27 protein-coding genes and 1 tRNA gene are annotated in these 25,081 nt (G+C 62.1%); 17 read left to right on the top strand and 11 right to left on the bottom strand.

Annotation, left to right across the window (positions count from 1 at the left end; translation table 11 throughout):
• Positions 1–148: 148 nt before the first annotated feature.
• The gene (locus ACX3M4_RS19745) at positions 149–913 is read right to left on the bottom strand and encodes an SDR family NAD(P)-dependent oxidoreductase (protein ID WP_459354696.1); all 765 of its coding nucleotides are present in this window, start codon (positions 911–913) and stop codon (positions 149–151) included.
• Between the two features lie 268 nt (positions 914–1,181).
• Between ACX3M4_RS19745 and ACX3M4_RS19750 the strand changes: the two genes are divergently transcribed.
• The 6 genes from ACX3M4_RS19750 (at position 1,182) to ACX3M4_RS19775 (ending at position 6,450) form a co-directional block, all read left to right on the top strand.
• Positions 1,182–2,000 (top strand): DeoR/GlpR family DNA-binding transcription regulator, encoded by an 819-nt coding sequence (locus ACX3M4_RS19750; RefSeq protein ID WP_459354697.1) that lies wholly within the window; start codon positions 1,182–1,184, stop codon positions 1,998–2,000.
• A 61-nt stretch (positions 2,001–2,061) separates the two neighbouring features.
• Positions 2,062–3,033 carry a phosphate/phosphite/phosphonate ABC transporter substrate-binding protein gene (gene phnD, locus ACX3M4_RS19755; protein ID WP_459354698.1) on the top strand — a complete coding sequence of 324 codons (972 nt, stop codon included), beginning with the start codon at positions 2,062–2,064 and terminating at the stop codon, positions 3,031–3,033.
• A gap of 60 nt (positions 3,034–3,093) precedes the next feature.
• Positions 3,094–3,909, top strand: a complete 816-nt coding sequence (gene phnC, locus ACX3M4_RS19760) for a phosphonate ABC transporter ATP-binding protein (RefSeq protein ID WP_459354699.1) — start codon at positions 3,094–3,096, stop codon at positions 3,907–3,909.
• Positions 3,910–3,938: 29 nt separating this feature from the next.
• A complete protein-coding gene (gene phnE, locus ACX3M4_RS19765) occupies positions 3,939–4,730 on the top strand; it encodes a phosphonate ABC transporter, permease protein PhnE (RefSeq protein ID WP_459359467.1) in 792 nt (263 codons plus the stop codon).
• Positions 4,730–5,545, top strand: coding sequence for a phosphonate ABC transporter, permease protein PhnE (phnE, locus tag ACX3M4_RS19770; RefSeq protein ID WP_459354700.1), 816 nt, complete (start codon positions 4,730–4,732; stop codon positions 5,543–5,545). The genes phnE (ACX3M4_RS19765) and phnE (ACX3M4_RS19770) overlap by 1 nt, the downstream gene beginning before the upstream one ends.
• Complete coding sequence (locus ACX3M4_RS19775; protein WP_459354701.1) at positions 5,542–6,450, top strand: HAD-IIA family hydrolase; 909 nt, start codon at positions 5,542–5,544, stop codon at positions 6,448–6,450. Before phnE (ACX3M4_RS19770) ends, ACX3M4_RS19775 begins: the two co-directional genes overlap by 4 nt.
• An 11-nt stretch (positions 6,451–6,461) precedes the next feature.
• On the opposite strand, the gene ACX3M4_RS19780 is transcribed toward ACX3M4_RS19775, so the two are convergent.
• Positions 6,462–7,325: a LysR family transcriptional regulator gene (locus tag ACX3M4_RS19780; protein ID WP_459354702.1), complete on the bottom strand. Its 864-nt coding sequence runs from the start codon at positions 7,323–7,325 to the stop codon at positions 6,462–6,464.
• A 128-nt stretch (positions 7,326–7,453) separates the two neighbouring features.
• Here ACX3M4_RS19780 and ACX3M4_RS19785 point away from each other — a divergent pair, with 128 nt between their 5' ends.
• From ACX3M4_RS19785 to ACX3M4_RS19795, 3 genes are all read left to right on the top strand, one after another.
• A complete protein-coding gene (locus ACX3M4_RS19785; protein ID WP_459354703.1) occupies positions 7,454–8,776 on the top strand; it encodes an aspartate aminotransferase family protein in 1,323 nt (440 codons plus the stop codon).
• A gap of 221 nt (positions 8,777–8,997) precedes the next feature.
• On the top strand, positions 8,998–9,618 hold the full coding sequence (locus tag ACX3M4_RS19790) for a phytanoyl-CoA dioxygenase family protein (RefSeq protein WP_459354704.1): 621 nt from the start codon (positions 8,998–9,000) through the stop codon (positions 9,616–9,618).
• Positions 9,615–10,433: a methyltransferase domain-containing protein gene (locus ACX3M4_RS19795; protein ID WP_459354705.1), complete on the top strand. Its 819-nt coding sequence runs from the start codon at positions 9,615–9,617 to the stop codon at positions 10,431–10,433. Before ACX3M4_RS19790 ends, ACX3M4_RS19795 begins: the two co-directional genes overlap by 4 nt.
• Here the strand turns inward: ACX3M4_RS19795 and ACX3M4_RS19800 are convergent.
• The 3 genes from ACX3M4_RS19800 to ACX3M4_RS19810 form a co-directional block, all read right to left on the bottom strand.
• The gene (locus tag ACX3M4_RS19800) at positions 10,413–11,462 is read right to left on the bottom strand and encodes a hypothetical protein (RefSeq protein ID WP_459354706.1); all 1,050 of its coding nucleotides are present in this window, start codon (positions 11,460–11,462) and stop codon (positions 10,413–10,415) included. The genes ACX3M4_RS19795 and ACX3M4_RS19800 overlap by 21 nt on opposite strands.
• On the bottom strand, positions 11,459–12,808 hold the full coding sequence (locus ACX3M4_RS19805) for a B12-binding domain-containing radical SAM protein (protein WP_459354707.1): 1,350 nt from the start codon (positions 12,806–12,808) through the stop codon (positions 11,459–11,461). The genes ACX3M4_RS19800 and ACX3M4_RS19805 overlap by 4 nt, the downstream gene beginning before the upstream one ends.
• 238 nt (positions 12,809–13,046) lie before the next feature.
• The gene (locus tag ACX3M4_RS19810) at positions 13,047–13,892 is read right to left on the bottom strand and encodes an SMP-30/gluconolactonase/LRE family protein (RefSeq protein ID WP_459354708.1); all 846 of its coding nucleotides are present in this window, start codon (positions 13,890–13,892) and stop codon (positions 13,047–13,049) included.
• 124 nt (positions 13,893–14,016) lie between these two features.
• Here ACX3M4_RS19810 and ACX3M4_RS19815 point away from each other — a divergent pair, with 124 nt between their 5' ends.
• Complete coding sequence (locus tag ACX3M4_RS19815; protein ID WP_459354709.1) at positions 14,017–14,757, top strand: helix-turn-helix domain-containing protein; 741 nt, start codon at positions 14,017–14,019, stop codon at positions 14,755–14,757.
• Positions 14,758–14,764: 7 nt separating this feature from the next.
• Here ACX3M4_RS19815 and ACX3M4_RS19820 read toward each other — a convergent pair whose 3' ends face one another.
• Together ACX3M4_RS19820 and ACX3M4_RS19825 are read right to left on the bottom strand one after the other, a co-directional pair.
• Positions 14,765–15,142, bottom strand: coding sequence for a nuclear transport factor 2 family protein (locus ACX3M4_RS19820; protein ID WP_459354710.1), 378 nt, complete (start codon positions 15,140–15,142; stop codon positions 14,765–14,767).
• Entirely contained in the window at positions 15,117–16,121 is a 1,005-nt protein-coding gene (locus ACX3M4_RS19825; RefSeq protein WP_459354711.1) for a DMT family transporter, read from the bottom strand. The genes ACX3M4_RS19820 and ACX3M4_RS19825 overlap by 26 nt, the downstream gene beginning before the upstream one ends.
• Before the next feature lie 105 nt (positions 16,122–16,226).
• Here ACX3M4_RS19825 and ACX3M4_RS19830 point away from each other — a divergent pair, with 105 nt between their 5' ends.
• Positions 16,227–17,159 (top strand): LysR family transcriptional regulator, encoded by a 933-nt coding sequence (locus ACX3M4_RS19830; RefSeq protein ID WP_459354712.1) that lies wholly within the window; start codon positions 16,227–16,229, stop codon positions 17,157–17,159.
• A gap of 60 nt (positions 17,160–17,219) precedes the next feature.
• On the opposite strand, the gene ACX3M4_RS19835 is transcribed toward ACX3M4_RS19830, so the two are convergent.
• Both ACX3M4_RS19835 and ACX3M4_RS19840 read right to left on the bottom strand, forming a co-directional pair.
• Positions 17,220–18,785, bottom strand: coding sequence for a CYTH and CHAD domain-containing protein (locus ACX3M4_RS19835; RefSeq protein WP_459354713.1), 1,566 nt, complete (start codon positions 18,783–18,785; stop codon positions 17,220–17,222).
• Between the two features lie 116 nt (positions 18,786–18,901).
• Entirely contained in the window at positions 18,902–19,435 is a 534-nt protein-coding gene (locus ACX3M4_RS19840; RefSeq protein WP_459354714.1) for a cupin domain-containing protein, read from the bottom strand.
• 279 nt (positions 19,436–19,714) lie between these two features.
• Here ACX3M4_RS19840 and ACX3M4_RS19845 point away from each other — a divergent pair.
• The 5 genes from ACX3M4_RS19845 to ACX3M4_RS19865 all read left to right on the top strand — a co-directional run bounded on the left by ACX3M4_RS19845 (position 19,715) and on the right by ACX3M4_RS19865 (position 21,911).
• A tRNA-Leu gene (locus tag ACX3M4_RS19845) sits at positions 19,715–19,799 on the top strand.
• A gap of 181 nt (positions 19,800–19,980) precedes the next feature.
• Positions 19,981–20,559: a YqaA family protein gene (locus tag ACX3M4_RS19850; RefSeq protein WP_459354715.1), complete on the top strand. Its 579-nt coding sequence runs from the start codon at positions 19,981–19,983 to the stop codon at positions 20,557–20,559.
• A gap of 15 nt (positions 20,560–20,574) precedes the next feature.
• On the top strand, positions 20,575–21,099 hold the full coding sequence (locus ACX3M4_RS19855; RefSeq protein ID WP_459354716.1) for a disulfide bond formation protein B: 525 nt from the start codon (positions 20,575–20,577) through the stop codon (positions 21,097–21,099).
• Positions 21,096–21,362: a hypothetical protein gene (locus ACX3M4_RS19860; RefSeq protein WP_459354717.1), complete on the top strand. Its 267-nt coding sequence runs from the start codon at positions 21,096–21,098 to the stop codon at positions 21,360–21,362. Before ACX3M4_RS19855 ends, ACX3M4_RS19860 begins: the two co-directional genes overlap by 4 nt.
• Before the next feature lie 114 nt (positions 21,363–21,476).
• Positions 21,477–21,911 carry a metallopeptidase family protein gene (locus ACX3M4_RS19865; RefSeq protein ID WP_459354718.1) on the top strand — a complete coding sequence of 145 codons (435 nt, stop codon included), beginning with the start codon at positions 21,477–21,479 and terminating at the stop codon, positions 21,909–21,911.
• Positions 21,912–22,150: 239 nt separating this feature from the next.
• On the opposite strand, the gene ppa is transcribed toward ACX3M4_RS19865, so the two are convergent.
• A complete protein-coding gene (gene ppa, locus ACX3M4_RS19870; RefSeq protein WP_459354719.1) occupies positions 22,151–22,690 on the bottom strand; it encodes an inorganic diphosphatase in 540 nt (179 codons plus the stop codon).
• Positions 22,691–23,030: 340 nt separating this feature from the next.
• Between ppa and ACX3M4_RS19875 the strand changes: the two genes are divergently transcribed.
• Complete coding sequence (locus ACX3M4_RS19875) at positions 23,031–23,597, top strand: hypothetical protein (protein ID WP_459354720.1); 567 nt, start codon at positions 23,031–23,033, stop codon at positions 23,595–23,597.
• Positions 23,598–24,031: 434 nt separating this feature from the next.
• Here ACX3M4_RS19875 and ACX3M4_RS19880 read toward each other — a convergent pair whose 3' ends face one another.
• Positions 24,032–24,550 (bottom strand): GNAT family N-acetyltransferase, encoded by a 519-nt coding sequence (locus ACX3M4_RS19880; protein WP_459354721.1) that lies wholly within the window; start codon positions 24,548–24,550, stop codon positions 24,032–24,034.
• Positions 24,551–25,081 lie beyond the last annotated feature (531 nt).

Here is a 25,081-nt window from a genome sequence, read left to right on the forward strand (position 1 = left end):
GGCCTACTCGTTTCCGGAGGATCCAATTGCTGCGGCAAGTGGAACCGCGAACGGGCCCCGGATCTGCGCTGCGCTTGTCGGGGGTGACCCGGAATGCAGTGTCTGCTGCTGCGGTCCGGAGCCCGGGCGCGGGGACGCGCAATAGATCTCAGCCCCGCTGCGCCCAGCCTCCGTCGACCGTCAGCACCTGGCCTGTCAGCCAGTCGCTGCCGGTTCCGCCAAGGCGCAGGATCCAGGGCACGATGTCGGCGGGAAGGCCGCGCCGGCCAAGCGGGATCTGGGCCGCTTCCTGCTGTTCGACGGCCGCCGCCATTTCTTCCGGCAGGCCCATCATGCCGGTCAGGGCGCCGCTCTTGACCGGACCGGGGGAGACCGCGTTCACCCTGATGCCGTCGGTGGCCAGTTCCATCGCCCAGGAACGGGTCAGATGCTCCAGCGCCGCCTTGGTCGCGGCATAGTGGGCAAGCTGCGGTGCGGCATTGCGGGAGACAGCCGTGCCGATATTGACGATCGCGCCCTTCGTTTGCGCCAGGGCCGCGCGGGCTTCCTTCACCAGCAGCGAGGGGGCGGTGATGTTGACCGCGCAAAGAAGGGCAATCGTCTCCGCGTCATAGGCATCGACCGGCAGCAGCCGGCCCGCGCCGGCATTGTTGACGACAAGATCCAGCCGCCCCCAGGCCTGAAGTGCCGTCGCGACGATGCGTGAGGCACTCGCCGTATCGGCACTGTCCGCCTGAAGGGTTCTGATCGCCTCGGCCTTCGCCGCCACATCGGCCAACCGTGCCGCATCGCGCCCGGTGACGAGCACTCTCGCGCCCCGTTCCGCCAGCGCCAGTGCCGCTGCCTCGCCGATCCCGGAGCTGCCGCCGGTGACGATCGCGACCTTGCCCTGCCATTCGTTCTCTTTGCTCATGCTCTGCCTTTCACAGCCTTGAATGCCCGCACAGCTGCGCGCATGAGCCGGGTCTAGCGCCCTGACATTAGTGTCAGGGTCAAGGGTGAATTGAGGTTTGTGTGTTGCGGCAAGGGTGTTGGCGAACTCCACAAATCCGAAGGGCTTGCACTGGCAAAATGCTGCAATGCACGCGCGATATCGTTAAATTTCCCACATCCCGGCTTGCAAATGTTGGAAAAGCCCTCAATGATCGGGCGGTTGTGGATGCCTGGGTGGGGAAGCCTGCATGTCGAAGCATCAAGTTGCCGGCGATGCTGCAAGCGCGGAGAAGCCGCGGCTGCGCAAGGCCGAGCGGCGCGAGCAGATCCTGCTTGAGCTGAGGCTCAGGCCCCATGTGCGCATCAACGATCTTGCCGAACGGTTCGGCGTTTCCGGGGAAACTGTCCGGCGTGATTTCGAGGCACTGAGCGGCGAAGGCCTGATCAGCCGCGCCCATGGCGGGGCCTCGGCCATGTCGCACGGGCACTATCCGGGCCTCGACGAGCGCAGCAGCGCCAAGGTCGAAGAACGCGAGCGGATCGGCCAGTGCGCCGCCGCCCTGGTACAGGCCGGCGAGACTGTGATGATCGATTCCGGCTCCACGACGCTGCAATTTGCCCGCTTTCTGGCGTTCCGGGGAACGCGCTGCACGGTGGTGACCAACAGCCTGCCGGTGGCGATGACGCTTGGCCAGGGGCAGGCGGAAGTCATCCTGTGCCCGGGCGAATATCTGGCGTCCGAATCCGCTACCGTCGGCACCGATACGGTCGACTATCTGGAGCGGCACAATGTGGACCGCTGCATGATCGGCGCCTCCGGGCTGTCGGCGGACGGCCCGTCAGAATCGGTGCGCGGCTTTGCGGCGGTGAAACGGGCGATGATCCGGCAGAGCAGGGTGTCGCATCTGCTGATCGATTGCGAGAAGTTCGGCCGCAAGGGCCTGGCGAGCGTCGGCACGCTGAAGGATCTGCATTCGATTGTTGTGGACCGGGAACCGGAGGGGGATCTACGGTCTGCACTTGCCGCAGCGGGAGTTGAGCTGCTGGTGGCAACAGGAAGCCATTGAGAAGCTTCTGCCAGAGAGAAACCATTTGAGGAAATGTCTGCTTCTAACGGGAGGAAAGAAAATGAAACGGATCCTGGAATTACTTGCCGGCGCTGCGATGGTCTCGGTGCTCTCCATGACCGGCGCCCTGGCACAGGAATGCCCGCGCGGCGATCTCGACCAGAGATACTGCGACGCTGACGGCGACCTCATTGCCGATATCCCGGCGGACGAAGCCCAGTGGATCGATCCCGATACTCTGATCTTCGCCTATACTCCGGTCGAGGACCCTGCGGTCTACAAGACGGCCTGGTCGGATTTCCTGGAGCATCTGAAGGCTGAAACCGGCAAGGAGGTCGTCTTCTTCCCGGTCCAGTCGAATGCCGCCCAGATCGAGGCGATGCGGTCCGGCCGGCTGCACATTGCCGGCTTCAACACCGGGTCCAATCCGTTGGCGGTGAACTGCGCCGGGTTCCGGCCCTTTACCATCATGGCCTCCAAGGACGGCAATTTCGGCTACGAGATGGAAATCATCACCTATCCGGGCTCCGGCATCGAGAAGGTAGAGGACATCAAGGGCAAGCAGCTCGCCTTCACCTCGCCGACCTCCAATTCCGGCTTCAAGGCGCCTTCGGCGATCCTGAAGGCCGATTACGGGCTGGTGCCGGAGACGGACTTCGAACCGGTGTTCTCCGGCAAGCACGACAACTCGATCCTGGGTGTCGCCAACAAGGACTATCCTGCAGCCTCGATCGCCAACTCGGTCATGGCCCGCATGATTCAGCGCGATGTCATCAAGCCGGAGCAGGTGGTGTCGATCTACAAGTCGCAGACCTTCCCGACGACCGGTTTCGGCGTGGTCTATAACCTGAAGCCGGAGCTGCAGGACAAGATCCGCAACGCCTTCTTCAACTTCAACTGGGACGGCACGACGCTAGAGGCCGAGTTCTCCAAGTCGGACGAGGGCCAGTTCCTGGAAATGACCTACCAGGAGTTCTGGGAAGTCATCCGCAAGATCGATACGGCCAACGGTGTAAGCTACGCCTGCGAATGATTGATGCCGGCGGCGGGGCCATTGCGCCCGCCGCCGTCCACCTAACGGGCAGGACGGGACATGCTTCGCCTCAAGAAACTCATCAAGACATATAAAACAGGCGACCAGGCGCTGACGGGCATCGACCTCGAGGTTCCCAAAGGCCAGGTTCTCGCCCTGATCGGTCCATCGGGCGCCGGCAAATCCACGATGATCCGCTGCATCAACCGGCTGGTGGAGCCGACCGGTGGCGAAGTCTGGCTGGAGGACATGGAACTGACGCGGCTTGGCTCCGGTGCCCTGCGCCGCGCCCGCCGCGAGATGGGCATGATCTTCCAGGAATATGCCCTGGTCGAACGGCTGACGGTGATGGAGAACGTGCTCTCCGGCCGCCTTGGCTATGTCGGCTTCTGGCGCAGTTTCCTGCGCAAATATCCGCAATCGGACATCGACGAGGCCTTCCGGCTGCTTGACCGGGTCGGGCTGCTTCACATGGCCGACAAGCGCGCGGACGAGCTGTCCGGCGGCCAGCGTCAGCGTGTCGGCATCTGCCGGGCGCTGATCCAGAACCCGAAGCTGTTGCTGGTGGACGAGCCGACCGCCTCGCTCGACCCCAAGACCAGCCGTCAGATCATGCGGCTGATCACCGAACTTTGCCGCGAACGCGGTCTTGCGGCGATCATCAACATCCACGACGTGGCCCTGGCGCAGATGTTCGTGCAGCGCATCGTCGGCTTGCGCTTCGGCGCCATCGAATTCGACGGGCCTCCGGCGAAGCTGACCACCGATGTCCTCAGCACCATCTACGGCGAGGAGGACTGGGAGGCGACGATCCAGAAGGTCGAGGACGAGGACGAGGAAGCGCCCGCGACCCATCCGGTGGAGGCGGCGCTGTGACGGTCGCCACGCATCGCGAGCTCGACGACATGCTGGGCAGGGGCTGGCGCAAACCCCATTTCGTGCGCAACCCCGTGCTGCGCTGGGGGCTGCTGATCGGTTTCATCGCCTATCTGGTGGCGGCTTTCCTGACGATCGATGTCGACTGGGGCCGGGTCTATGAGGGGCTCGATCGCGGCTGGCAGTTCGTGCTTGCCTTCACCCGGCCGGATTTCCTGTCGCGCTGGGGCGATATCTGGGAAGGCCTCCTGGAAAGCGCGGTGATGACGGTTGCCGCCTCGGTCGTCGGGATCCTGATCTCGATCCCGATCGGCCTGGGGGCTGCCCGCAACATCGCACCGCTTCCCGTCTATTTCGTCTGCCGCGCCATTGTCGCGGTCAGCCGGGCGCTTCAGGAGATCATTGTTGCCATCCTGCTCGTCGCCATCTTCGGCTTCGGGCCGCTTGCAGGGTTCCTGACGCTGTCCTTTGCGACGATCGGCTTCCTGTCGAAGCTGCTGGCGGAAGATATCGAGGCAATGGACCGGTCGCAGGCGGAGGCGATCCGTGCCTCCGGTGCGCGCTGGCTGCAATGGATCAACTACGGTGTCCAGCCTCAGGTGATGCCCCGGCTGGTGGGCCTTTCCATCTACCGGGTCGACATCAACTTCCGCGAAAGCGCGATCCTGGGGCTTGTCGGTGCCGGCGGGATCGGTGCGACCCTGAACACAGCCTTCGACCGTTATGAATACGATACGGCCGCCGCGATCCTGATCCTCATCATCGGTATTGTCATGGCGCTCGAATATATCTCGGGTCTGGTTCGGGCGAGGGTGCAATAATGCCGGTCATCAAACAGGGCACGACAGCCACCTGGCGCCGCCGGACAACAAACGAGAGCCTTGTGCGCTGGTTCGGCTGGCTCATCGGCGTCGCCATCTTCCTCTATTGCTGGCAGCAGATTTCCGGCGCCACGACCTGGTTCTTCGTCTGGGACGCGCCGCGTATTGCCGGCGATATCTGGACAAGGGCAACGCCGCCGCGCTGGGAATATATCACCCAGCTCGGCCGGCCCATCTGGGACACGCTCAACATCGCGACGCTCGGCACGCTGATAGCGCTTGTGCTCGCGATCCCGGTCGCGTTCCTTGCGGCCCGCAATACGACGCCGTCTGCTGTCTTTATCCGGCCGATTGCGCTTCTGATCATCGTCTCGACGCGGTCCATCAACTCGTTGATCTGGGCGCTGCTCCTGATCGCGATCATCGGTCCGGGGGTTTTTGCCGGGGTGGTGGCGATTGCCATCCGCTCCATCGGCTTTTGCGCCAAGCTGCTCTATGAGGCGATCGAGGAGATCGACACCAGCCAGGTGGAGGCCATCACGGCGACGGGAGCTTCCCGCTGGCAGGTCATGGCCTACGGCATCGTTCCACAGATCCTGCCCGCCTTTGCAGGGGTTGCAGTGTTCCGCTGGGACATCAATATCCGCGAATCCACGGTGCTCGGCCTTGTCGGCGCGGGTGGCATCGGCCTTCAGTTGCAGGCCTCGCTCAACGTTTTGGCCTGGCCGCAGGTCAGCCTGATCCTGATCGTGATCCTGGTTGCCGTCGTCATCAGCGAATGGGTGTCTGCCAAGGTCCGGGGTGCGATCATTTGAACTCGATCACCGCAGAAAGCGCGCTCGCTGCCTATGAAGCCGCGCGCCACCGCCTGCCTGCAGCAGGAATGACCGGGCGAACTCCCAAAGCGGTCGCCAATCTCGGCGCGTTGGCAGACGAATTCGACGCCTTTTTTCTCGATGCCTTCGGTGTCCTGAATGTCGGCGAGGCGGCGATCCCGGGGGCGCCGGAACGCGTTGCGGAGCTTCAGGCAAAGGGAAAGCGCGTTCTCGTTGTCTCGAACGCCGCCGGCTTTCCGCATGAGCGTCTGATGGAAAAATACACCCGGCTCGGCTTCGACTTCCATCCCGAAGACGTGGTGACGAGCCGGAAGGCGATGGCCGCGGCCGTTGCCCGAGCACCTAAGCGGAAATGGGCGCTGATGGTCAGCGACGGCGTCTCCGCGGCGGAATTCGAAGGTCTCGATCATGTTCGGCTGCGCGATGACCCGCAGGACTACGAGAACTTCGATGCGGTCCTGATGATCGGCAGCGCCACCTGGACCGAGGCGCGCCAGCAATTGCTGGAGGCTGCGCTTCTGGACCGGCCGAGGCCGGTCTTTGTCGGCAATCCGGACATCACCGCGCCGCGCGAGGCCGGGTTTTCCGTCGAGCCCGGCTATTTCGCGCATCGCCTGGCGGACCGGACAGGCGTTCAACCGGAGTTCTTCGGCAAGCCTTTCGCCAACATCTATGACCTTGCCTTCACGCGGCTCGCACCGGATATCCTGAGGTCGCGTGTTCTGATGGTCGGCGACAGCCTGCATACAGACATCCTGGGGGCGCAGGTCGCCGGCATTGCCTCGGCTCTGGTGACCTCCTGGGGGTTTCTGGCCGGTCGGGACGCAGCAGCGGACATCGCGGCAACCGGCCTCGTGCCGGACTTTATCCTGCCGTCGCCCTGAAAATCAGGCTCTCAAACCTTCAGTTTGTCCTCGATGAAGGCTCCGAAGGCCTGTGCGGCTGCGGAGGGGTTCGGTGATGCATAGGCCAGCGTAATGCCAATGTCCGGCAAAGCCGGCAGGCCGTTTTCGATGATATGAAGGTCGGGCGGCGCGGCGGAGCGGGTGACGACGCTGATTGCCTGGCCCGAACGGGCGACCGCCAGAAGGCCGGCAAGACCGTTGGAGGCAAAGGCGATGCGGTAGGGTTGGCCGGCCCGGTCCATGGCGGTGCGGGCGGCGCGGTGATCCAGCGTGTCGGGCGCTGAGAGCGCCAGCGGCACGGCGTCCTTTTGCAGGATGTCCGGATGCGGCGCGCTGGCAACCCAGACGAAGCTTTCAGGCCTCAGGATTTTGGCGGAGGTGTCTTCACCGGGTACGGAAACCAGCGCCAGATCCACCCGCCGCCGCTGCAGCAACAGGTGCAGTTCGGTCGTCGGTGCGGACACCACCTCGATCTCGACATCGCCATGCAATGCGCCAAAGCCCTTGAGGAGATCCGGGAAGAAGGCTGTCAGATAATCTTCCGGACAGCCGAAGCTGATGAGACCGCGCAGGCTGGATGTTCCGGAGCCGCTGCCAGGCAGCGTCGCGACCGCATCATCATGGGCGCTCAGGATCTTCTCCGCATGGGCCAGCAGCCGGTCACCGGCAGCGGTCAGTTCCACGCCACCGCGGATGCGGCGGAGCAGCGGCTGGCCGGCGCTTGCCTCCAGCCGGCTCATCTGCATGCTGACGGCCGATTGCGTGCGCCCGACAAGGCGCGCGGCACTGCTGATCGAGCGGCTGCGTGCGACCTCGATGAAGCTTCTAAGAAGGGTGATTTCGAGAACCTGCATGGGGCATCAGTCTAATTGATTTTCAATATCTAGAATATGAATTTCGTTGAAGGTGTATGTGTCGCTAGGATCTTCCCAACACATCCGCACACTGGGCCGGCGAAACTGTCCGGCCGGGAGATCCCAGAATGGCATTTGACGCTTCCTTCAGCGAAACGACCGAGGCAGGTTTCTGGTCCGACGTCGACGCTCATGTCCTGCGCTATGGGCCGCAATTCGAGCGGCGCATTATCGACCGGGCGGAAGGCGCCTACGTCTATGACAGGTCCGGCAAGCCGATCCTCGACTTCACCTCCGGCCAGATGAGCTCCATCCTCGGCCACTCCCATCCGGATATCGTCCGGACGGTGCGCGAGCAGATCGGCCGATTGGATCATCTCTTCAGCGGCATGCTCTCAATGCCGGTCGTGGACCTGTCGAAACGTCTCGGGTCATTGGTGCCGGGTCTGGAAAAGGTGCAGCTGCTGTCGACTGGCGCGGAAAGCAACGAGGCGGCGATCCGGCTGGCAAAACTCGTCACCGGCAAACACGAGATCGTTGCCTTTTCCAGAAGCTGGCACGGCATGACAGGGGCCGCGGCTTCCGCCACCTACAGCCACGCCCGGAAGGGCTACGGTCCGGCCATCGCGGGCTCCTTCGCCATCCCCGCCCCCAACGCCTACCGGCCGCGGTTCAGGGACGACCAAGGAAATCTCGACTGGCGCACCGAGCTGGACGACGCTTTCGCACTGGTCGATGCCCAGTCGACCGGCAATCTCGCCGCCTTCATCGCCGAGCCGATCCTGTCCTCCGGTGGCATCCTTGAGCTGCCCGAAGGCTATCTGGCGGCGCTCCGGCAGAAATGCGACGAGCGCGGCATGCTCCTGATTCTGGACGAAGCCCAGACCGGCATCGGCCGCACCGGCCACATGTTCGCCTTTCAGCGCGACGGCGTGACGCCCGATATCCTGACCTTGTCGAAGACACTTGGCGCCGGTTTGCCGCTTTCGGCCGTGCTTACCAGCACGAAGATCGAGGAGGAAGCGCACCGGCGCGGCTTCGTGTTCCTGACGACCCATGTCTCTGATCCCTTGCCCGCCGCCGTCGGCCTGACGGTGATGGACGTGGTGGAACGGGATGGGCTGATCGAGCGGGCAAGAACGGCAGGCAAGAGACTGCGCGACGGCATGGAAGGCCTGAAGCAGCGCTTTGAAGCCGTCGGAGATGTGCGTGGACGCGGCTTGCTGCTGGGGCTGGAGATCGTCACCGACCGGGCCAGCCGCAAACCGGATCTTGAGATGGCCGACCGGATCGGAGCCGGAGCGATGGAACGCGGCCTCAGCATGAACATCGTCAAGCTGCCTGCGATGGGCGCCGTCTTCCGCATCGCTCCGCCGTTGACCATCACGGATCAGGAAATCGATATGGGTCTGGAGATCATGGCGGACGCGATCGAGGCGGCGCGGCAGTAGAGCGCCGTGCGTTCAGGAGAGCACACATAAGATGCCTTACCACTACAAGATCGATCACCTTATGGACGCTCAACCGTTTCCGGTTGTGCGTCCGCTGATCTGGAGCGCCCCTGGAGACGCAGCGCGTTCCGGACCATGATATCGTCTGACTTCCTTGAAGACTTCTGACGGGATCGGCGATGACCGCTAGGCGACATTCCTCAGATCCGGCGTGTCCGCAGTTGCTGCGGCACGTCCTCGACCGGGAGATGGTCGAGACGGTGGCGGCGCGTGCCAGGCAGGCAGCGCAAACGCGTGGCTGGATCGGGACGGACGGACGGGCCACGGCCTCAATGCACGGAAAACGGCTCGATCCCGTCGATCCCGCCCTTGTGGCCTTTCAAGCAGAGGTTCTGGGTTCGTTGGAGGTCGCCAATCTCAGGGCCGACAGAAGCTTGCACCGGGCGGTCGCAACGCACAGCGGCCGTTTCCTGACCCCGGCCGGGGCGGATATCTGCCGCATCACCTTTCCGGACGAACCTGAAGGCACGCCCGCGCATCAGGATGCCTGGTACTGCAAGGTGCCCGGCCTCTGCATTGCCTGGATCCCGCTCGTCGCCTGCTCCAGGAGGCTTGGGGCGCTGGAAGTGGCGGATCGGGAAAGGCCTCTGGCCGAGCATGATGCGGAGGGACTGATCGACGATGCCGCAAGCCGCTGGCGCAGCGTCCCATGTGGGCCTGGCGATGTCCTGCTGTTTTCCGGCCTGACACCGCACCGGAGCCTGCCCAATCGCAGTGCCGGCCGGGTGCGGCTGTCGCTGGACATTCGCTTCGGCGAGGACACCGGCGAGTATGGGGCATGACCCTGGATCTCTGGAACAATCCGGTGACCGCAGAACGGTACCGCCTTTTTACCGAGAAACATGACCGGTACCGGGTGGCTGCGCGCGAGCTTGCAGAAGCTGTTGGAATTGCCCCGGGTCAGCGGGTGCTGGACGTTGCTGGCGGCATCGGCTGCACTGCGCTTGCTTGCCTTGAGAAACTCGGCCCCGAGGACAAGGTCAGTGCCGTGGAGGCGGCCGGAGCCATGCGGCAGATCGGCAGGGACCGGACGGATGGTCTGCCGGTGGACTGGCGCGCCGAAATGCCGGTGGGCGAGCTCTTCGATCGGGTCGTCTGCGGCGCAGCGGTCTGGGCATTGGGGCCGTTTGAAGCGGTGATCGAGGACTTGGCGGCACATGTAGCGCCCGGAGGCGTCCTGGCGATCTCTTTGCCCGCGGCCTATCTCGGTGAAGCGGATCAACCTGGCGGTGGGGAGGATCCGTGGTTGACCGCATTGCCGCAGATGCTGGCGCAGATGGATCTTGGCGCTCCGCCTTCTCGGGCATCGGAGGATGGTGCCCCTGTGCTGAGTGATGGCCTGGTGCGGCGGGCCTTCGCCGCTCGCGGGTTCACGGTGACCCGCAGCGACTTCCGGCAGAGACTGACCCAGGCAGCCTATTGCGACTGGATGAGCCTGCCGCCGGTGAACGCCACCCTTCTAGGAAAGCTGTCGCCGCAAGATCGACCTGCTGCCGTCGCCCGGGCAGCAATGGGGCTCGATGCCGCGTCCTGGCGGTGGGAGGCCTGGGCCGTCTATGCGGGGACGCGGAAAGCGTCAAAAGATCATCGGGTTTAAAACCGGGGCGGTCGCCAGATGTCCAGGGGCGGCAATATTGGTGCCGCCTATCACCGGACCGACCGGGACATAGGGCGGCGCAAAGGATGGAACCGGGCCGAAACCGAGGACCAGCATGACCTGCGCCGCGGGGAGCCAGGTGGACGCCCCGAGCGCCAATCCGGCCGCGACCCGGTTGATAAAATCCGTCTCGCTGCGCAGCGATTGGGGAAGGGCCTGGGTGATGGTGTCGGCAAGCTCCGAGGCAAGCAGAAGCTTGTTGATCTTGGCCGAAACGCAACTGATCAGCGGTGTGGGGACGTTCGGTATCGGCGGGGCCGCAGGTCCCGGATAGGCGACAAAGGCGGGATACCAAGGCAGGCCCGGTACGGTAACCGCGTCCTGCCACAGGAAGAAGTTGTCGGAGAAACCTTCCGCGATGGCATTGGCCATCTCCCGCGCCGGTCCGGTCAGGCTCTGCACCTTGGCATGGCTGCGGATATGAGGTTCAAGCGAGGGGCCGTCGAGACAACCCGGCGTGCCAATGGCGCTGAGCGACATGATCTTCAGGTCGGTAAAATGCGCGGAGATCTTCCACATATCGACGGCGAACTTGACGCCCGATTTTATGGCGTCGATCACGGCGGCCTGATCCGCCGCGGTGAAGGAGGGGGCAGGTGCACTGCCGCCACCGGATGTTCCGCCGGACGACCCACCCGTGAATAACGCCATCTGCTCGACCGCCATCCAGGTCTCCGCCTGATTTGGCTGGTCGCTGCTGCCGGCCGGCTGAGCCTCCTTCGCGATCGCCTTGCTGATGTCGCCTGTCCAGGTCGGTGGGTTGCCGGATGTGGGGCCACCGGCCTTGCCGGGCCCTGCCGCTTTTGAAACGGCCCCGGCGGCCTTGTCGGCGGCGCTGGCAACCTGTTGGGCCATAGAGGCAAGGCCGCTACTTTTCTGGGCGGCCTTCTTGGCAGCGGATTTTCCGGCGGCACCTGCGAACTCGGCCGCATGTTTCGAAATTCTGGTGGGGCGCAAATTCGGTTTCATGTTCCAAATCTCCGTGCAAAATTTCCTGTCTCGCTTGCATCCGCCTGGCGGTTCGTCCAGGCGGCGTTGTGGCTGGCTTTCCAGGCAACGAGGTCCGCGATCCGGTTAGCGATTGCGAGTTCGTAGGCGAAGAAGTCCTTTGCGAGCGCCGGGTCATCGCCGAGGTCTTCACCGGGCGGTGCCGGGATGCGGCCCGGATCGAGCCACCAACCGGTAAAGCCGTAATCGGTGTGATACCGCTCGTAGATTGAGGTGCCCGGGAAGGGCACGAGCACGCCGAAATTGTTGAAGAAATCGGTGATGGGGGCGAGGCGCTGCATCAGGGCAGCCGTGTTGTCGAGCTCCGTCACGCCTTCCCCCGGAAAGCCGAACATGAAGTTGACCACGGTGACCATGCCGGCGGCCTTGGCCGCCTCCACGGCGGCGACGATTCTCTCCGGCGTCTGGCCCTTCTGAATGGCACGCAGGACGGTGGCGTCGCCGCTTTCGATACCGAAATTGATGGCAACGCAGCCGGCACGACGCATCCGCTCCAGATCGCGCGGCAGCACCATGTTGCCGGGGGTGATGCAGGTCCAGGTGATGCCGGACAATTCCGGCTCGGCAAGGATCGCGTCGCACAGGGCTTCCAGACGGGGGCGGCGGGCGGTGAAGGCGTCGTCCCAGAAAGGAAAATGGGAAAGGCCGAAATTCCGCCGCAGCGCGCGCATCTCGGCGACCACATTTTCCGGGCTGCGCCAGCGGTAGACGCGGCCGGTTACATAATTGGCGCAGAAGGTGCAGCGGGCCGGGCAGCCGCGGCTGGAAACGATCCCGCCCGCTATGCCGCGCTCTCTGCCGGTTCCCGCGGCCAGATGCGGAAACGGCAGGGCGTCGAGATCCTCGATCGCCTGATAGGGCGGGCCACGGCCGGTTTTCGTGTACAGGCCCGGAACGGCAGTGAGATCGCCGCCCGTTTGAAGTGTTTCCGCAATCACGACAATGGCGCGTTCACCTTCGCCGGCAAGCGACAGGTCGAAGCCGTGCCCGAGCGGTTCCTCCGGCAGCACGGTCGGATGCGGTCCACCGGCGATCAGAACCGCGCCTGTACCACCAAGACTTGCCGCCAGCCTGTATCCGGCGAGCGCATTGTAGGTGAAGAGCGTCATGCCGATAAGATCGGGCCGGAAGGCCTCAACGGCATCTGCCAGCAGGGACCGCGCCCTGGTCTCTTCGAGATTTGCCATATCGAGGCATTGCACGTCATGGCCGGCTTCCAGCAGCGACGCAGCCAGATACTGCTGCCCGAGATAGGGCGCGTTCATGGGTTGCGGCAGAGGCGGCAGAACCAACAATGCACGGACCAATTCGACGACCTCCAGATGCCGGCCCAGACAATCAATTCCCCCATTTGGCGATGCGAGGTTACGTTAAGTCAAGTTCTTTGGATCGCCTTTCCTGCCAGGAGAAGGTGTTGTTTCTGAAATACTTACCACTGGTTGTGGAGTGAGGTCGCTAGCGTTGGGGGAATGAGCGCCGCCGGCCACGGGTTTATGGCAGCCAGACCCGCCGCATGACTTGGCGGCGGGTCCATTACCGATCGTGTCAGTCCAGCGTGATGGCTTCGATCCGCCCTTCCAGCATATGCGGCAGATAAAGCACGTTGCCTGCAGCACCGATATCGGCAAGGCCCGCGGGTTCGCTCAGGACTTCGGTCACCGTGCCGTCCGGGCCGACCGCGAAGGCCTTGCCGTTGATCCAGTCGTTCAGCACCAGCTTGCCGTCCAGGCGGACGATGCCGTCGATATTGCCGATTTCGGCCGCGACGGTGCTGATTTCCTTCGTTTCCGGATCAATGCTGAGAAGGCTTCCCGGGGCTTCGGTGGTGAAGTCGTTCTTCAGACCCTTGCCCCAACTGCCGACGAGAAGCCGGCCATTGTCCCACAGGAGGCCGTTCGGGTGGTTGAGTTCAGGCGTTTCAAGCCACTTTTCAAGTTTGCCGTCCGCATAGCGCCAGATGGTGTCCGTCATCATGTCGGAGACGAAGACCTCATCGCCGTTTGTAGTGACGTCATTGAGGAAGACAGCGCCTTCCGCCGGCAGGGATGCGAGGAGGTCGCCGGTAGCCGCATCGACGATGCGCAGCCGGGTGAGATCGGCGGCAAAGACCTTGCCGCCGGTCAAGGCCAATCCCTTGGGAGCGTCAAGGCCTTTTGTCCAGTTGGCGTCAATCACCGTGCCGTCCCGCGACAGGAGTGCCAGGTGGCCGTTGCCGTCGGCGTCATTCGGCGCGCCGACCATGACGCTGACGATCAGCCGGTCGTTGTCCGCATCGAAGAGCACGGATTCGGGCATGTCGAAGCCCTCGGTTGACCAGAGCGTTCCGGCACTGGCGGGCAGGGTGGAAAGGCCGAGCAGGAGCGCGGCAGCGAGCGGTTTCAGGATCTGCATGGGATGTCCTTCTTGAAACGGTTGAGAGGATTTTCAGATGCAGAAATCGAACTTCTTTCGCAATTGATCTTCATCTGGTATCAAAAAACGATACGAAATGATGAAATTGAGGATCAGGAAGACCATGCGCGGCGATACATTCAAGATCCTGCAGGGTGTTTTGAAAGCCCGCGGCATGACCTATGCGGATCTCGCGGGACGATTGGGAACCTCGGAACCGACCGTAAAGCGGATCTTTGCCGGCCACGATTGCAAGATGAGCCGGCTTCTGGAGATCTGCGACATCCTGGAGGTGCCGCTGGCCGATGTCCTGCACCGGGCCGGGCGCATCTCGGAAGAGGCGAGCGTGCTGCCGGTGGCGACCGAAGCGCGGCTTGCCGCCGAACCGTCGCTGTTCTTCCTCTTCATTCTCTTGCGCGAACCGATCCCCCAGAAGGAGATCGAACAGCGGTTCGGGCTTTCGGGCGAGGACATGTTCCGCTACGGCCGGGCGCTGGAGGCGCTGGATCTGGCGGAGCTGCATCCGGGCAACCGCATCCGCATCACCCGCAAGGAACCGTTCCGCTTCCGCCCCGATGGTCCGCTGATCCCGCTTCTGAAGGAAATCAACATGCGCTTCCTCGCCCAGGTGATCGGCAATCCTGGCGGCAACCAGTCGCTGTTCTTCACGATTTCCCGGCGCATGCTACCCGATACCGGCGCCTTTATCCTGCGGGAGATCGAGGCGCTGAAGGAAACGATCGCCGAGCTCGCCCGCCAGGACCAGCTGATCTCGCGTGAAGAGGACCTCACCACCTTCAAGCTGACCGGCGCCTTCGCGCCGGTTTCCTTCCCGGATATTCTGGCGATCGAGCCGGGACGATGAGCCCCGTTCAGAGAGGTGAAACGTCGACATAGATGCGGTAGTCGGTCACCAGTCCTTCTTGCAGTTTCAGAACGGTCGCGAAGGGGACTGACAACTCGCTTTTGTCGTGCCGGGTGTAGTGAACCGAGCCGGTGCAGAATAAGGTGACGCCATCCGAGCCTATTTCCGTGATCGTGTGCGTCATGCCCGCAATCGTGCCGAAAAACGCCGCATTGGCATCGACGACCGCCTGTCGGTCGCGCAAGGTTTCGAAATTGCCCAGCCGGAAGCAAACGTCTTCCGCGAGATGGGCACCCACGCTCTCGGCATCGAGATTGTCTACCGCAGTATAGAGAGAGGCGATCAATGCCCGGTTCGCGTTATCGGTGAGGGTTGTGATTTGCATCGGTGTCTCCTTTGGCAAGGGATGGTTGGATATTTCCTTTCGGATTTTCTCCGGCACGGCGGCCGGGAAGGCCTGTGAGATGACCGTTGGAAATAGCCATGCCGAGAAAAAGCAGAAGGACCGAGAACGAAAACCAGGGACCGATTGGTTCATCGAAGACGAGAGCGCCGATAGCGATGCCGGATAGTGTCACGAAGTATCCGACCTGGCTGAAACCGACGCCGTCCGTTCGCCGGTAAAGCTCGAAAGTCAGCACATAGCTGAGTGCGGTCACCGCACAAAGGCAGAGAATCGCCAGTACTGTGTCGCTTCCTGTTATCGCGTCGAACCGAGCATCTGCTGCAAACACCATCGCGGGCAGAAACAAGACGGCCTGCGTCAGAAGCGTGCCGGCGGCCAGGACGGACGGGTCGGTTCCCGGGGGCATTGCCCGTTCGCGATAGACATTGCTTGCCGCCAGGAAAAACGGCGTGATGACCGCGGCTCCGATCCAGGGAAGACCACTTCCCTCCAGCGCCCCGCCGCTTGTGGTGGCGATGGTGACGCCCGCGAGGCCGATCAAAATTCCCAAAAGCCGGTGCCGCGGCAGCAATCGCCGGTTTGCCAGAGACGACAGGCAGAAGGTCAAGAGCGGCGACAGGGTAATCAGCAACGTGAACAGGCTCGCGGGAACCTGCTGCAGGGCGAAGTAGCTGAGCACCTGCGGAGCCGATACCCCAAGAAGCCCGTTGATCATGCAGTAACAAAACACCGGCCGGGTCCGGAGTGCGGCAAGACCCGAAACGCGCCGGATTGCAAGTGTGCCGGAGAGCAAAAGTCCCGCCCCCAGAACCTGCCATGCGAACAGGAGCAACGGCGAAAGTCCACCCAGGACGATGAACTTGGCCAACGCGAAATTCCCGCCCACCAGGGTGCCGACAAGAACGATCAGCGGTAACGCCTGTTGTCTGAGCGGCCGACAAGATGTGCTAATCGCCATGAGATCCTCCATGATTGATCTCGTGACAATTTATTGCTCGCCAACTTGTTTACTATCAGGTCTCAGATTGACTTTGTGTTGATCCAGGATCAACAATAAGGGGTAATGGAAACAATTCCCGACTTTGAGGTCTTTGTGGCCGTGATCGAGCAAGGCAGCTTCTCGAAAGCGGCAGAACGCCTCGGCCTAAGCAAATCGGCGGTCAGCCGCAGAGTAACGCAGCTGGAAAAGCGCCTGGGCGTTCAGCTCCTGCAGCGCAGCACCCGCAGGCTCGCGCTCACGGAAGCAGGCAACCGCTATTTTGCCCACGCGGCCGATGCTGCGTATCACGTCAGGACCGCCGAACAGGAAGCCGCCCTTTACGGCAGTGAGGCGATCGGTGAAATTCGGGTTTTGGCGCCGATGTCTTTCGGCAGTCGCCATCTTGTGCCGCATCTCCCCGGATTTCTCGGCATGCACCCGAAACTGAGCGTCGACGTGACGCTCGACGACCGGGCAGCAGCTCTCATCGACGGCACATTCGACCTGGCATTGCGGGCCGGCGACCTGCCGGATTCCGCTCAGATCGCACGCAAGCTGGCACCGCTTGCCAGTGTGATATGTGCCTCGCCGGACTATGTGCGCGAGCATGGCGCTCCGCACACACCGGCCGACCTTGCCAGTCGCAATTGTGTATTCTTTTCCTATTCGGACAACATGGATGTCTGGGAATTCAGATCCGGCCTGGGTCCCGATAAGGTTTCCGTCACGGGCAATCTGAAGGTGAACAACAGCGAAGCCCTTTGTGCAGCGCTTGTCGCGGGAGGGGGAATTGGACGGGTGCCGACATTCGTCGCGCATTCCCTGATTGCCAATGGCGCGTTATTGCGCCTGTTGCCGGGGTACGAGATGCCGTCCAAGCCGCTTTACCTGCAATTTCCGAGCCGCAAGTTACTTCCGCGCGCAGCACGATATCTGATCGATCATCTGGTAAAGATCTACGACCTGGAACGTCCTTACTGGGACAGGGAAATCGACGTTTCTGCGCCTCGGATCTGATGCCTCGAAATCAGGTGCGATCGCGCGAAGAATCCGCGTCCACAATAGATCGCGGCTTCCTCACGCCCAGAACTTCGGCACTTCCCGCGTTGCGTCCCAATAGCCCCTGGCATGCTGCCACATGGTCTGGCACTGGGCCTCGTGCCAGCCGATGACGAAGCCGATGGCCCGTGTCGCTTCTTCTGCCTTTTCTCCCGTCACCTTGCAGGTGTCCGGAAGCCGTTCGGCCATGGCGACATCGTTGAGATAGCCGAAAATGTCCTGCAGCTTCTTCATCCGCTTCAGGAAGGGCTTCACGGTATCGACCGGATAAAGACCACCGAAGAATTCGATGCCGTAGCGCATCTTCTTCATGGCCTTGCGCATTTCGTGACGTTCCGGAACGTCGAGCCTGTCGAGCCGCTTGCCGTATTTCAGAACCTTCTTCCACTGGTGGGCCAAAGCCTCGTCGGCGAAAGCGCGGACGGGCCTGGCGAGCAGCTCGCTCTGGCCGAAATTTTCCGGATCGAGCCAGCCCCGGCCTTCCGTATAGGCGGCAAGGTCAAGGAGAAATGCGTTGACTTCCGCCGATTTCAGGTGATCCACCAGCACCTTGCGAATGTCTTTATCACGCGAGGCGTTGAGATCTTCCAATAAGGCGTCGAAGGAAATGCTGTCAGGCGCCTTGCCGGAGAGCGGCGAGACGATTTCCTCCACCAGCACATCAAGATCGCGCAAGGCCCCGGCTTCGGTTGCAATGGTGCGTGCCAGGCCGTCCAGAGGCGCCGCCGAAGCCGGATTGAGGACGGAACGGAACAGGCGCAGGGCGCTGCGCAGGCGGCGCAATCCGACCCGGAGCTGGTGTGGGCCTTCCGGATCGTCGCTGGCAAGCACGACCAGCCGGTTCCCGGTTATCTGGGTCAGGCAGGAGCGCAGCACATCGCGGAAGGCGTGTTCGGTGGTAAGGCCGGGGTCTATCTTGACCGGAGCGGCGAAAACCGGCTGCCGCTCCGCTTCCGTCCGCCCTTCGGCAAAACGATAGCCGCGCTCGGCCTTGCTATAGGGAGAAAAGCGGAAGGGGACGTCCTTCAACAGAGCCCGTGCCGCTTCATAAAGGGCCTGGCTCGGTCCCGACTTCAGTTCCATCTCGAGTTCGGTGAGCGGCTGGGTGCCGCTGCCGGCGAGAATGTGGCCGGTGTCGAAGGCAAGTTCGATCAGGGTTCCGTCCGCTTCCCGCGCGAGGTTCCGGACGGTGCGTTTCATCACCGTTTCGAAGCATTCGGAAAGGGGAGCGTCGCCGAGGATCTCCAAAAGTCTGTCGCTGACCGTGCTGTCTTCGATTACGGAAAAATCGAGCGCCCGTCCCTTGACCGGGTGCTCGGCTTCAACGGGTGAGGAGAGACCGCCGATCACGCCGGTGCCAAGCTTCACTGTCTGGAGCCAGCTTCGGCCGGATTTCCTGACACGCAAGGAGATCTTCGCCTTGCGCAGCGCCTGGTCGGGGGTGTCGAAATAGATCGACTGCAGGGTCTTCGTCACGCCGCGGCTGGCAGTGAACCCTTCTATGGTGCCGGCGCGTTTCAGCGCGTCCTGGGCCCCCGTCTCCAACTCGAGCTTGAGCTCGATCTCACGTCCTGATTTGCTCATGCCAAATTTCTAGCCAAGCGGAAATCGCTTGTCTACAGATGCGCACATTTTGCGCTTTTGTTATCTGGCTAAGCAAATTTGCCCGCCGCAGGACAGGCGCCTGAGGGCCGGAGGCCTTATCTGAAGATCTTGCGGTGGATCTTGTTCACCACCTTGCAGAAGAGCCGCAGATAGGAAGGCACGGATTTCTGGTTGAAGGCGATCTTGCGGACATAGTCGGGCACGTGCCAGACGGCCGCCGTGCCATCCGGGAAGGACAGGGTCATGCCGGGGACCGCATGATAATTCACGCCGTTTTCATCCGTGATGAAGGCTTCACCTTCCAGGATGAGAATCGTCTCATCGAAGAAATACTGCCAGCGAAACTTGCCCGCCGTGCAGGACCAGTGATCGACGACCGTCCACATGTCGCCGATCTGGGAAAGGTTCCGGCACCTTGCGTCCGGCGATCCTTCAAGCACCCAGTCTGCATGGATCGGCGAAGACTCGAGCGCCTCCTTGTCGAGGCTGGCAAGGGAGAAGAGAGCCGCAGGCGGCAAGGCAGCCGCGCCGTCAACCGAGTAAAACCCCAGCTTGCCGGCAACCGGGTTGCCTTTGTGAGCGTTGGCCTGCTGCCGCGCGGTGCCTTCGCTGTTGTCGATATAGGTCATTCTCGGCCCCTTCCTCGCATGAGGGGGCAATCTGCGCGCTGGCGATTGCATTTGTCTTAAGCGTCTCGAAGTGTTGCACCCTGATAGGTAGAAATGCGAGGAATTTTCCCGCCAAAGTAAATTCCTGGTTAACGAAGCCGCTAAAATGCTTGCCGGGACGGGACGGCTAGCCGGCCGGCACGATCAACCATGTAGCGTCGGGCCGGCAGGAGGGGAGCGGCGCACGGAACCGCTTGCATCGGACTGGGGCCCATGATACGGACCCCTCCGGTGCCGGTCGCCCCCCTGGCGGAACTGGTAGACGCGCCGGATTCAAAATCCGGTTCCTTCGGGAGTGCCGGTTCGATTCCGGCGGGGGGCACCATGTATGCTTGCGCTACCGCCCATTCGGAAACCTTTAGCACGGGTTCGATTGCGCTACCGCACCTTGAGCGCCGGTTCCCCTCAAAATCCAGAACCGGCAATTGTTGAACGACACTATCTTGTGTCGAAACCGTCCTATTTTCCCCGATGACTTTTCGCAGTGCACCGGCTATGGAGGCGGCATGATCAGACGCCTTTATGACTGGACGCTGTCCCTTGCCGCCGGACCGCGCGCGCCTGCCGCGCTCGGAACGGTTTCCTTTGTCGAAAGCTCCGTATTTCCGATCCCACCGGACATCCTGCTGATCCCCATGGTGATCGCGCGGCGGGAAAAAGCCTGGTGGTATGCGCTGCTCTGCACGCTGACGTCGGTCGCGGGCGGTGTCGCGGGCTATCTGATCGGCATGTTCCTGTTCGAGCAGGTCGCCGTGCCGATCCTGACTTTCTACGGCAAGATGAACTATGTCGAGGAATTCAAGGGAATCTACCACCAGTATGGCTGGTGGTTCGTCTTCATTGCCGGCCTGACGCCCTTCCCTTACAAGGTGATCACCATCGCCTCCGGTGCGCTCGGGCTCAGCCTGCCGGTCTTTATCGCGGCAAGCGTTGTCTCACGCGGGATCCGCTTCTTCGCGGTTGCCGGGTTGCTCTATTTCTTCGGCCCGCCCATCCGGGATTTCATCGAGAAGCGCCTCGGTCTCATGTTTACCATATTTGTGGTGCTGCTGGTCGGCGGATTTGTTCTGCTTAGGTATATCTGACAATGCGAGGGTGACATGGCTGCTGACCGGATGGCGCGGAATTTGACGGGGCTCCTGCTGCTGGGCGGTCTTGCGGTGATCGGCACGGCCTGGGGGTTCCAGCTGATCGGCGGCTACGTGCCCTGCAAGCTCTGCCTCGAGCAGCGCGTTCCCTATTATGTCGGACTGCCGCTGACTGCATTGGCGCTGATCCTGATGACGCAGAGGCGGAACGGACTGGCGATGCTGGCTCTCCTCGCCATTGCCGCCGTCTTTGCCTATGGCTCGGGTCTCGGCATCTACCAGGCTGGTGCCGAATGGCAGTTCTGGGCTGGTCCCAACGATTGTGGCGGTGGCTCCGCGGCGCCGACGTCTGCCGCCAACATGCTGCAGGCTCTCAAGACGACACGGGTGGTCAGCTGCACGGAAGCCAGCTGGCGCATGCTGGGGCTTTCCTTCGCCGGCTGGAACGCCGTCGCCTCCGGCGGACTGGCACTCTGTGCGCTGCTCGCCGCTTTCATGTTGAACCGGCGCGGCAATCCGGCCAGTGTAGGTGCATGAGCAAAACCGAACATCCCAAGGACAAACAGCGCCGCGACGCCCTTCATGCCCTCGACAGGGTGGGGGCCGAAAGCGAGACCATTGTCGGCTCGACCTTCGTGCGCATGGCCGACAGGGCCAAGGATCACCTGAGTGCCGCCGACAAGGACGAGGACGACCGCATTGAGGTCTGGGGTTCGCGGATCGGCCGTGGGCTTGGTGTTTTGTTTGCGATCGGGCTGGTGATTTATCTCCTGGTTACCTACGTTCTGCCCAACAGCTGATTTCCGAAACCGGAGCCGCTTGAGACAGCATGACGGTGTCCCGGCTTCGCGACACGACCAATTTCGGGCGCAAGACTGCCAGCAAGCGAGCGCCCGCCGATCTAAGGAAGCGTAATGGCATCCATCCGGCCCATCAGCCACAGCGGCTGGTCCGACCGCAAGGCCCCCGATCTGCAAGACTTCGAGACCATGGCAGCGGAGGTTCTGGCCGGACTTCCGGACGAATTCCTGCAGCTCTGCGGCCATCTGCAGATCAGCCTGTCCGACTATGCTCCGGACGAGGTGCTGGATGTGCTCGGCATCGAGGACCCGCACGATCTGCTCGGCCTCTTCGAGGGCCAGGGCCTGACGGAAGGCGGCGACGCGATCCTGACCGGGCAGATGCCCAACCGCATCTGGCTCTACCGGCGTCCGATCCTGGACTACTGGGCGGCGATGGACGAGGCCCTGGGGGATGTGGTCGCCCATGTGCTCATCCACGAGATCGGCCACCATTTTGGCCTGTCGGACCAGGACATGGAGCGCATCGAGGCAGCAGCGGACCTCTGACCGGCGATCCTTAGAGCATGTCGCGAAAAAGTGGGTTCTGGTTTTTCGCAAAAAGACGTGCGCCAAAAAGGAGATAAAGCGTGTCGCGTGAATTCAAATGAACGCGGCACGCTTTAAGCACCGGCAGGCTTGGTTCCTCAAATCGAACGCCTGAAACGTGAAAGCCTCCCGCGTTCCGGGGAACACGGGAGGCTTTGCGTTCTTGGCCGCTCGTCATTGCGGCTGCCGGAGGACCGGCCTTATTCGGCGGCTTCCTTCTGGGCGCGGGCGATCGACTCGACGATCAGGCGCTTGGCGGCTTCCGCGCCTTCGACGCCGGTGATCTTCACCCACTTGCCCGGTTCCAGATCCTTGTAGTGTTCAAAGAAATGCTTCACCTGGGCGACGGTGATTTCCGGCAGGTCGGTGACGTCGTTGATATTGTCGTAGCGCTTGCTCAGCTTGCGGGACGGCACGGCAAGGATCTTCTCGTCCTGGCCGGATTCGTCTTCCATCAGGAGCACTCCGATCGGACGGCAGCTCATGATCGCGCCCGGCACGATCGGGCGCTGGTTGACCACGATCACGTCGATCGGATCACCATCGCCACAGAGCGTGTGCGGCACGAAACCGTAATTGCCCGGATAGCGCATCGGCGTATAGAGAAAGCGGTCGACATACATCGCGCCGGCTTCCTTATCCATTTCGTATTTGATCGGCTCGCCGCCAACGGACACCTCGATGATGACGTTGATGTCCTCCGGCGGATTCTTGCCAATCGGCACCGCGTCGATACGCATTGAGAAAACTCCTGTTGATCGTTGCAGCGTCTATCGCAATCCCGCCGGAGAAGTTCAAGTCCTTAATTTTTGCATTGCACCTAATTGATTAGCATGGCTTCATTCCGCGAGCAGTTACCTGCTAAAGCGTGTTGCGTTCATTTGAATTCACGTGACCTGCTTTATCTCTTTTTTGACGCACGTCTTTTTGCGAAGAACCGGAGCCTGCTTTTTCGCGACGTGCCCCAGATCAGCGGACGCATAACCGGAAGGGGTTGAGCGTCCGGAAGCTGATCGATCTTAACGCGGTAGAGCATTTATGTGCATTCTCCGGAACGCACGATGCTCTGGGAGACCGGCTATGAATAGGGTCAATATCTGTCTGTTCACCATGTTCGGTGTTGCCGCCGCCGCACCAGCCTTCGCCGCCGGGATCGACAGCGCCTATACCAAGATCCAGCTTCAGACCTGCGCGCAGACCGAAGCTGCGGAAGAAGACGAAGGCACCTTCGGCGGGTCCTGGGAATGCCAGGGCTACCAGGGCCAGCCCGTCTATGTCGCAGAGGGCGATCTGCGCATGTTCGTTTCCTTCGGTCCTGCAGCCGCGGATGAACCGGCGGCAACCCAGACCCTGCCGAGCTTCAACACCGTCAACGAAACCCTGGAATGGCGCCTTCGCGACGGCACGCCCTTTGCGACGATCCTTCGCTGGTTCCCGAGCATCGACGACGGCGCCGCCACAGGCAGCGTTCTCATCGTCACACAATTGCTTCCGGGCGGTGGCACCTGCCAGATCGCCCGCATCGATGCCCAGGCCAACAAGAACGCCAACGAGATGGCCCGCCAGGCGGCCGACACCATGGCCGGGACCTACGACTGCACGCGGGAACCGCAGATCCTGGGCAATCCGGGTGTGCTGCAGTGGTGAGCCGGGGCTAGCCTCTAATACCAAAGAGTGTTGATTTTGACCCATCAGATGGGTCATTTCCGGTTGTCGGCGAGGCGCATCGCGTAGCGCGGTCTGGTTGACCGGGCAAGCGGTGCAACGATGTCCGGCGGGCGGAAATGGCCCACCGGAGGCCGCCTTTGGAGGCTCCTCGGACTGCGTTGCACGTCTTGTCCGATAGCCGCGCATCGCCCTGCGACGCGCGCCTTGCCGAAAAGCCTCCAAAGGCGGTCAGATGGGTCAAAATCAACACTTTTTGGTATAAAGCGTGTCGCGTTCATTTGAATTCACGTGACACGCTTTATCTCATTTTTGACGCACGTCTTTTTGCGAAAAACCGGAACCCACTTTTTCGCGACGGGCTCTAGGTCTGGATCGTGCCCTCAGTTCGGTTGCCGTATCAGGCGCGTGCCGGTTCAGGATCGCGCAGGGGGCCAGGTATAGATGGACAGTTCCATCCGCCGGCCGCCCAGCCTGTACCAGGATTTTGCCGCCAGGCGGCCGCCGACGGCCTTGTAGAAGGCCCGGGCCGGGTCATTGTCGCTCAAGACCTGGACCGCAACGCCGGAGAGGTTTTTCGCCGCCAGCGTCTCGCGCACATTGTTGAACAGCAGCCGGCCGAAGCCGAGGCCCTGGTATTCCGGTTTCAGGTAAAGCTCGTAGACCTCGCCCTCCATGCCTGTGTTGCGCAGGCGGCAGGGGCCATAGGTGGCGTAGCCGGCGGGCACGTCGGCAATGGAAAGGATCTTGATATCGACACCGCGGGCAAGCGCGCCGCGCCACCAGCTGGTGCCCCGGCGGGAGATCATTTTCTGCAGGTCGACACCATGCAAAACGCCCCGGTAGGCGCCAAGCCAGGCTTCGCTGTGAATGCCGGCAAGGGCATCGCAATCCGCGGTCCGGGCCGCGCGCAGATCGATCAGGTCCGTAGTCATCCTGCTGAAAAGGATACATCAAGCGCCCGTTTGGAAAAGGGGCAATCGTGTGGGGTGTGCTGAAAAGTAACGCTGCGTTCCGGCGGGACTGGAAGATTTGCCGAGGAGGCACCTGTGGCCCAAATGAAAAGGGCCGGCATAAAGCCGGCCCTTCAGTTGCCTTGATGTTTGACTCATTAAATCTGGTTGACCTGTAAAAACCCCGGGGGGCTGGGGGGCTAATGCATTCCGTGATTTCTACCGGTCATACCCATCAAGGTATGTTAGGAATATGGGTGCCCAAAATGGCTTGCCAAGGGCTGGAATGCGGCAATTTCAAGGAAATTTGGGCTTTCTTTCTGGGCAAACTGCCGTAGCGTCCGTTTTTAATGTTTCCCCCAGATAATTTACCGTCAAAAATACGGAGAAAATCGCCGGGATTGCTCAATATGACGTTGCGGGCTTGCCATTCCGGCAAAAGGAGACGCATCATGACAGGGAGGTGACAGGCATCGTTGCCAAGCGATTCCCTGTCTGCAGCGAAACCGCGAA

It is taken from the genome of Roseibium sp. M-1 (assembly GCF_054515675.1).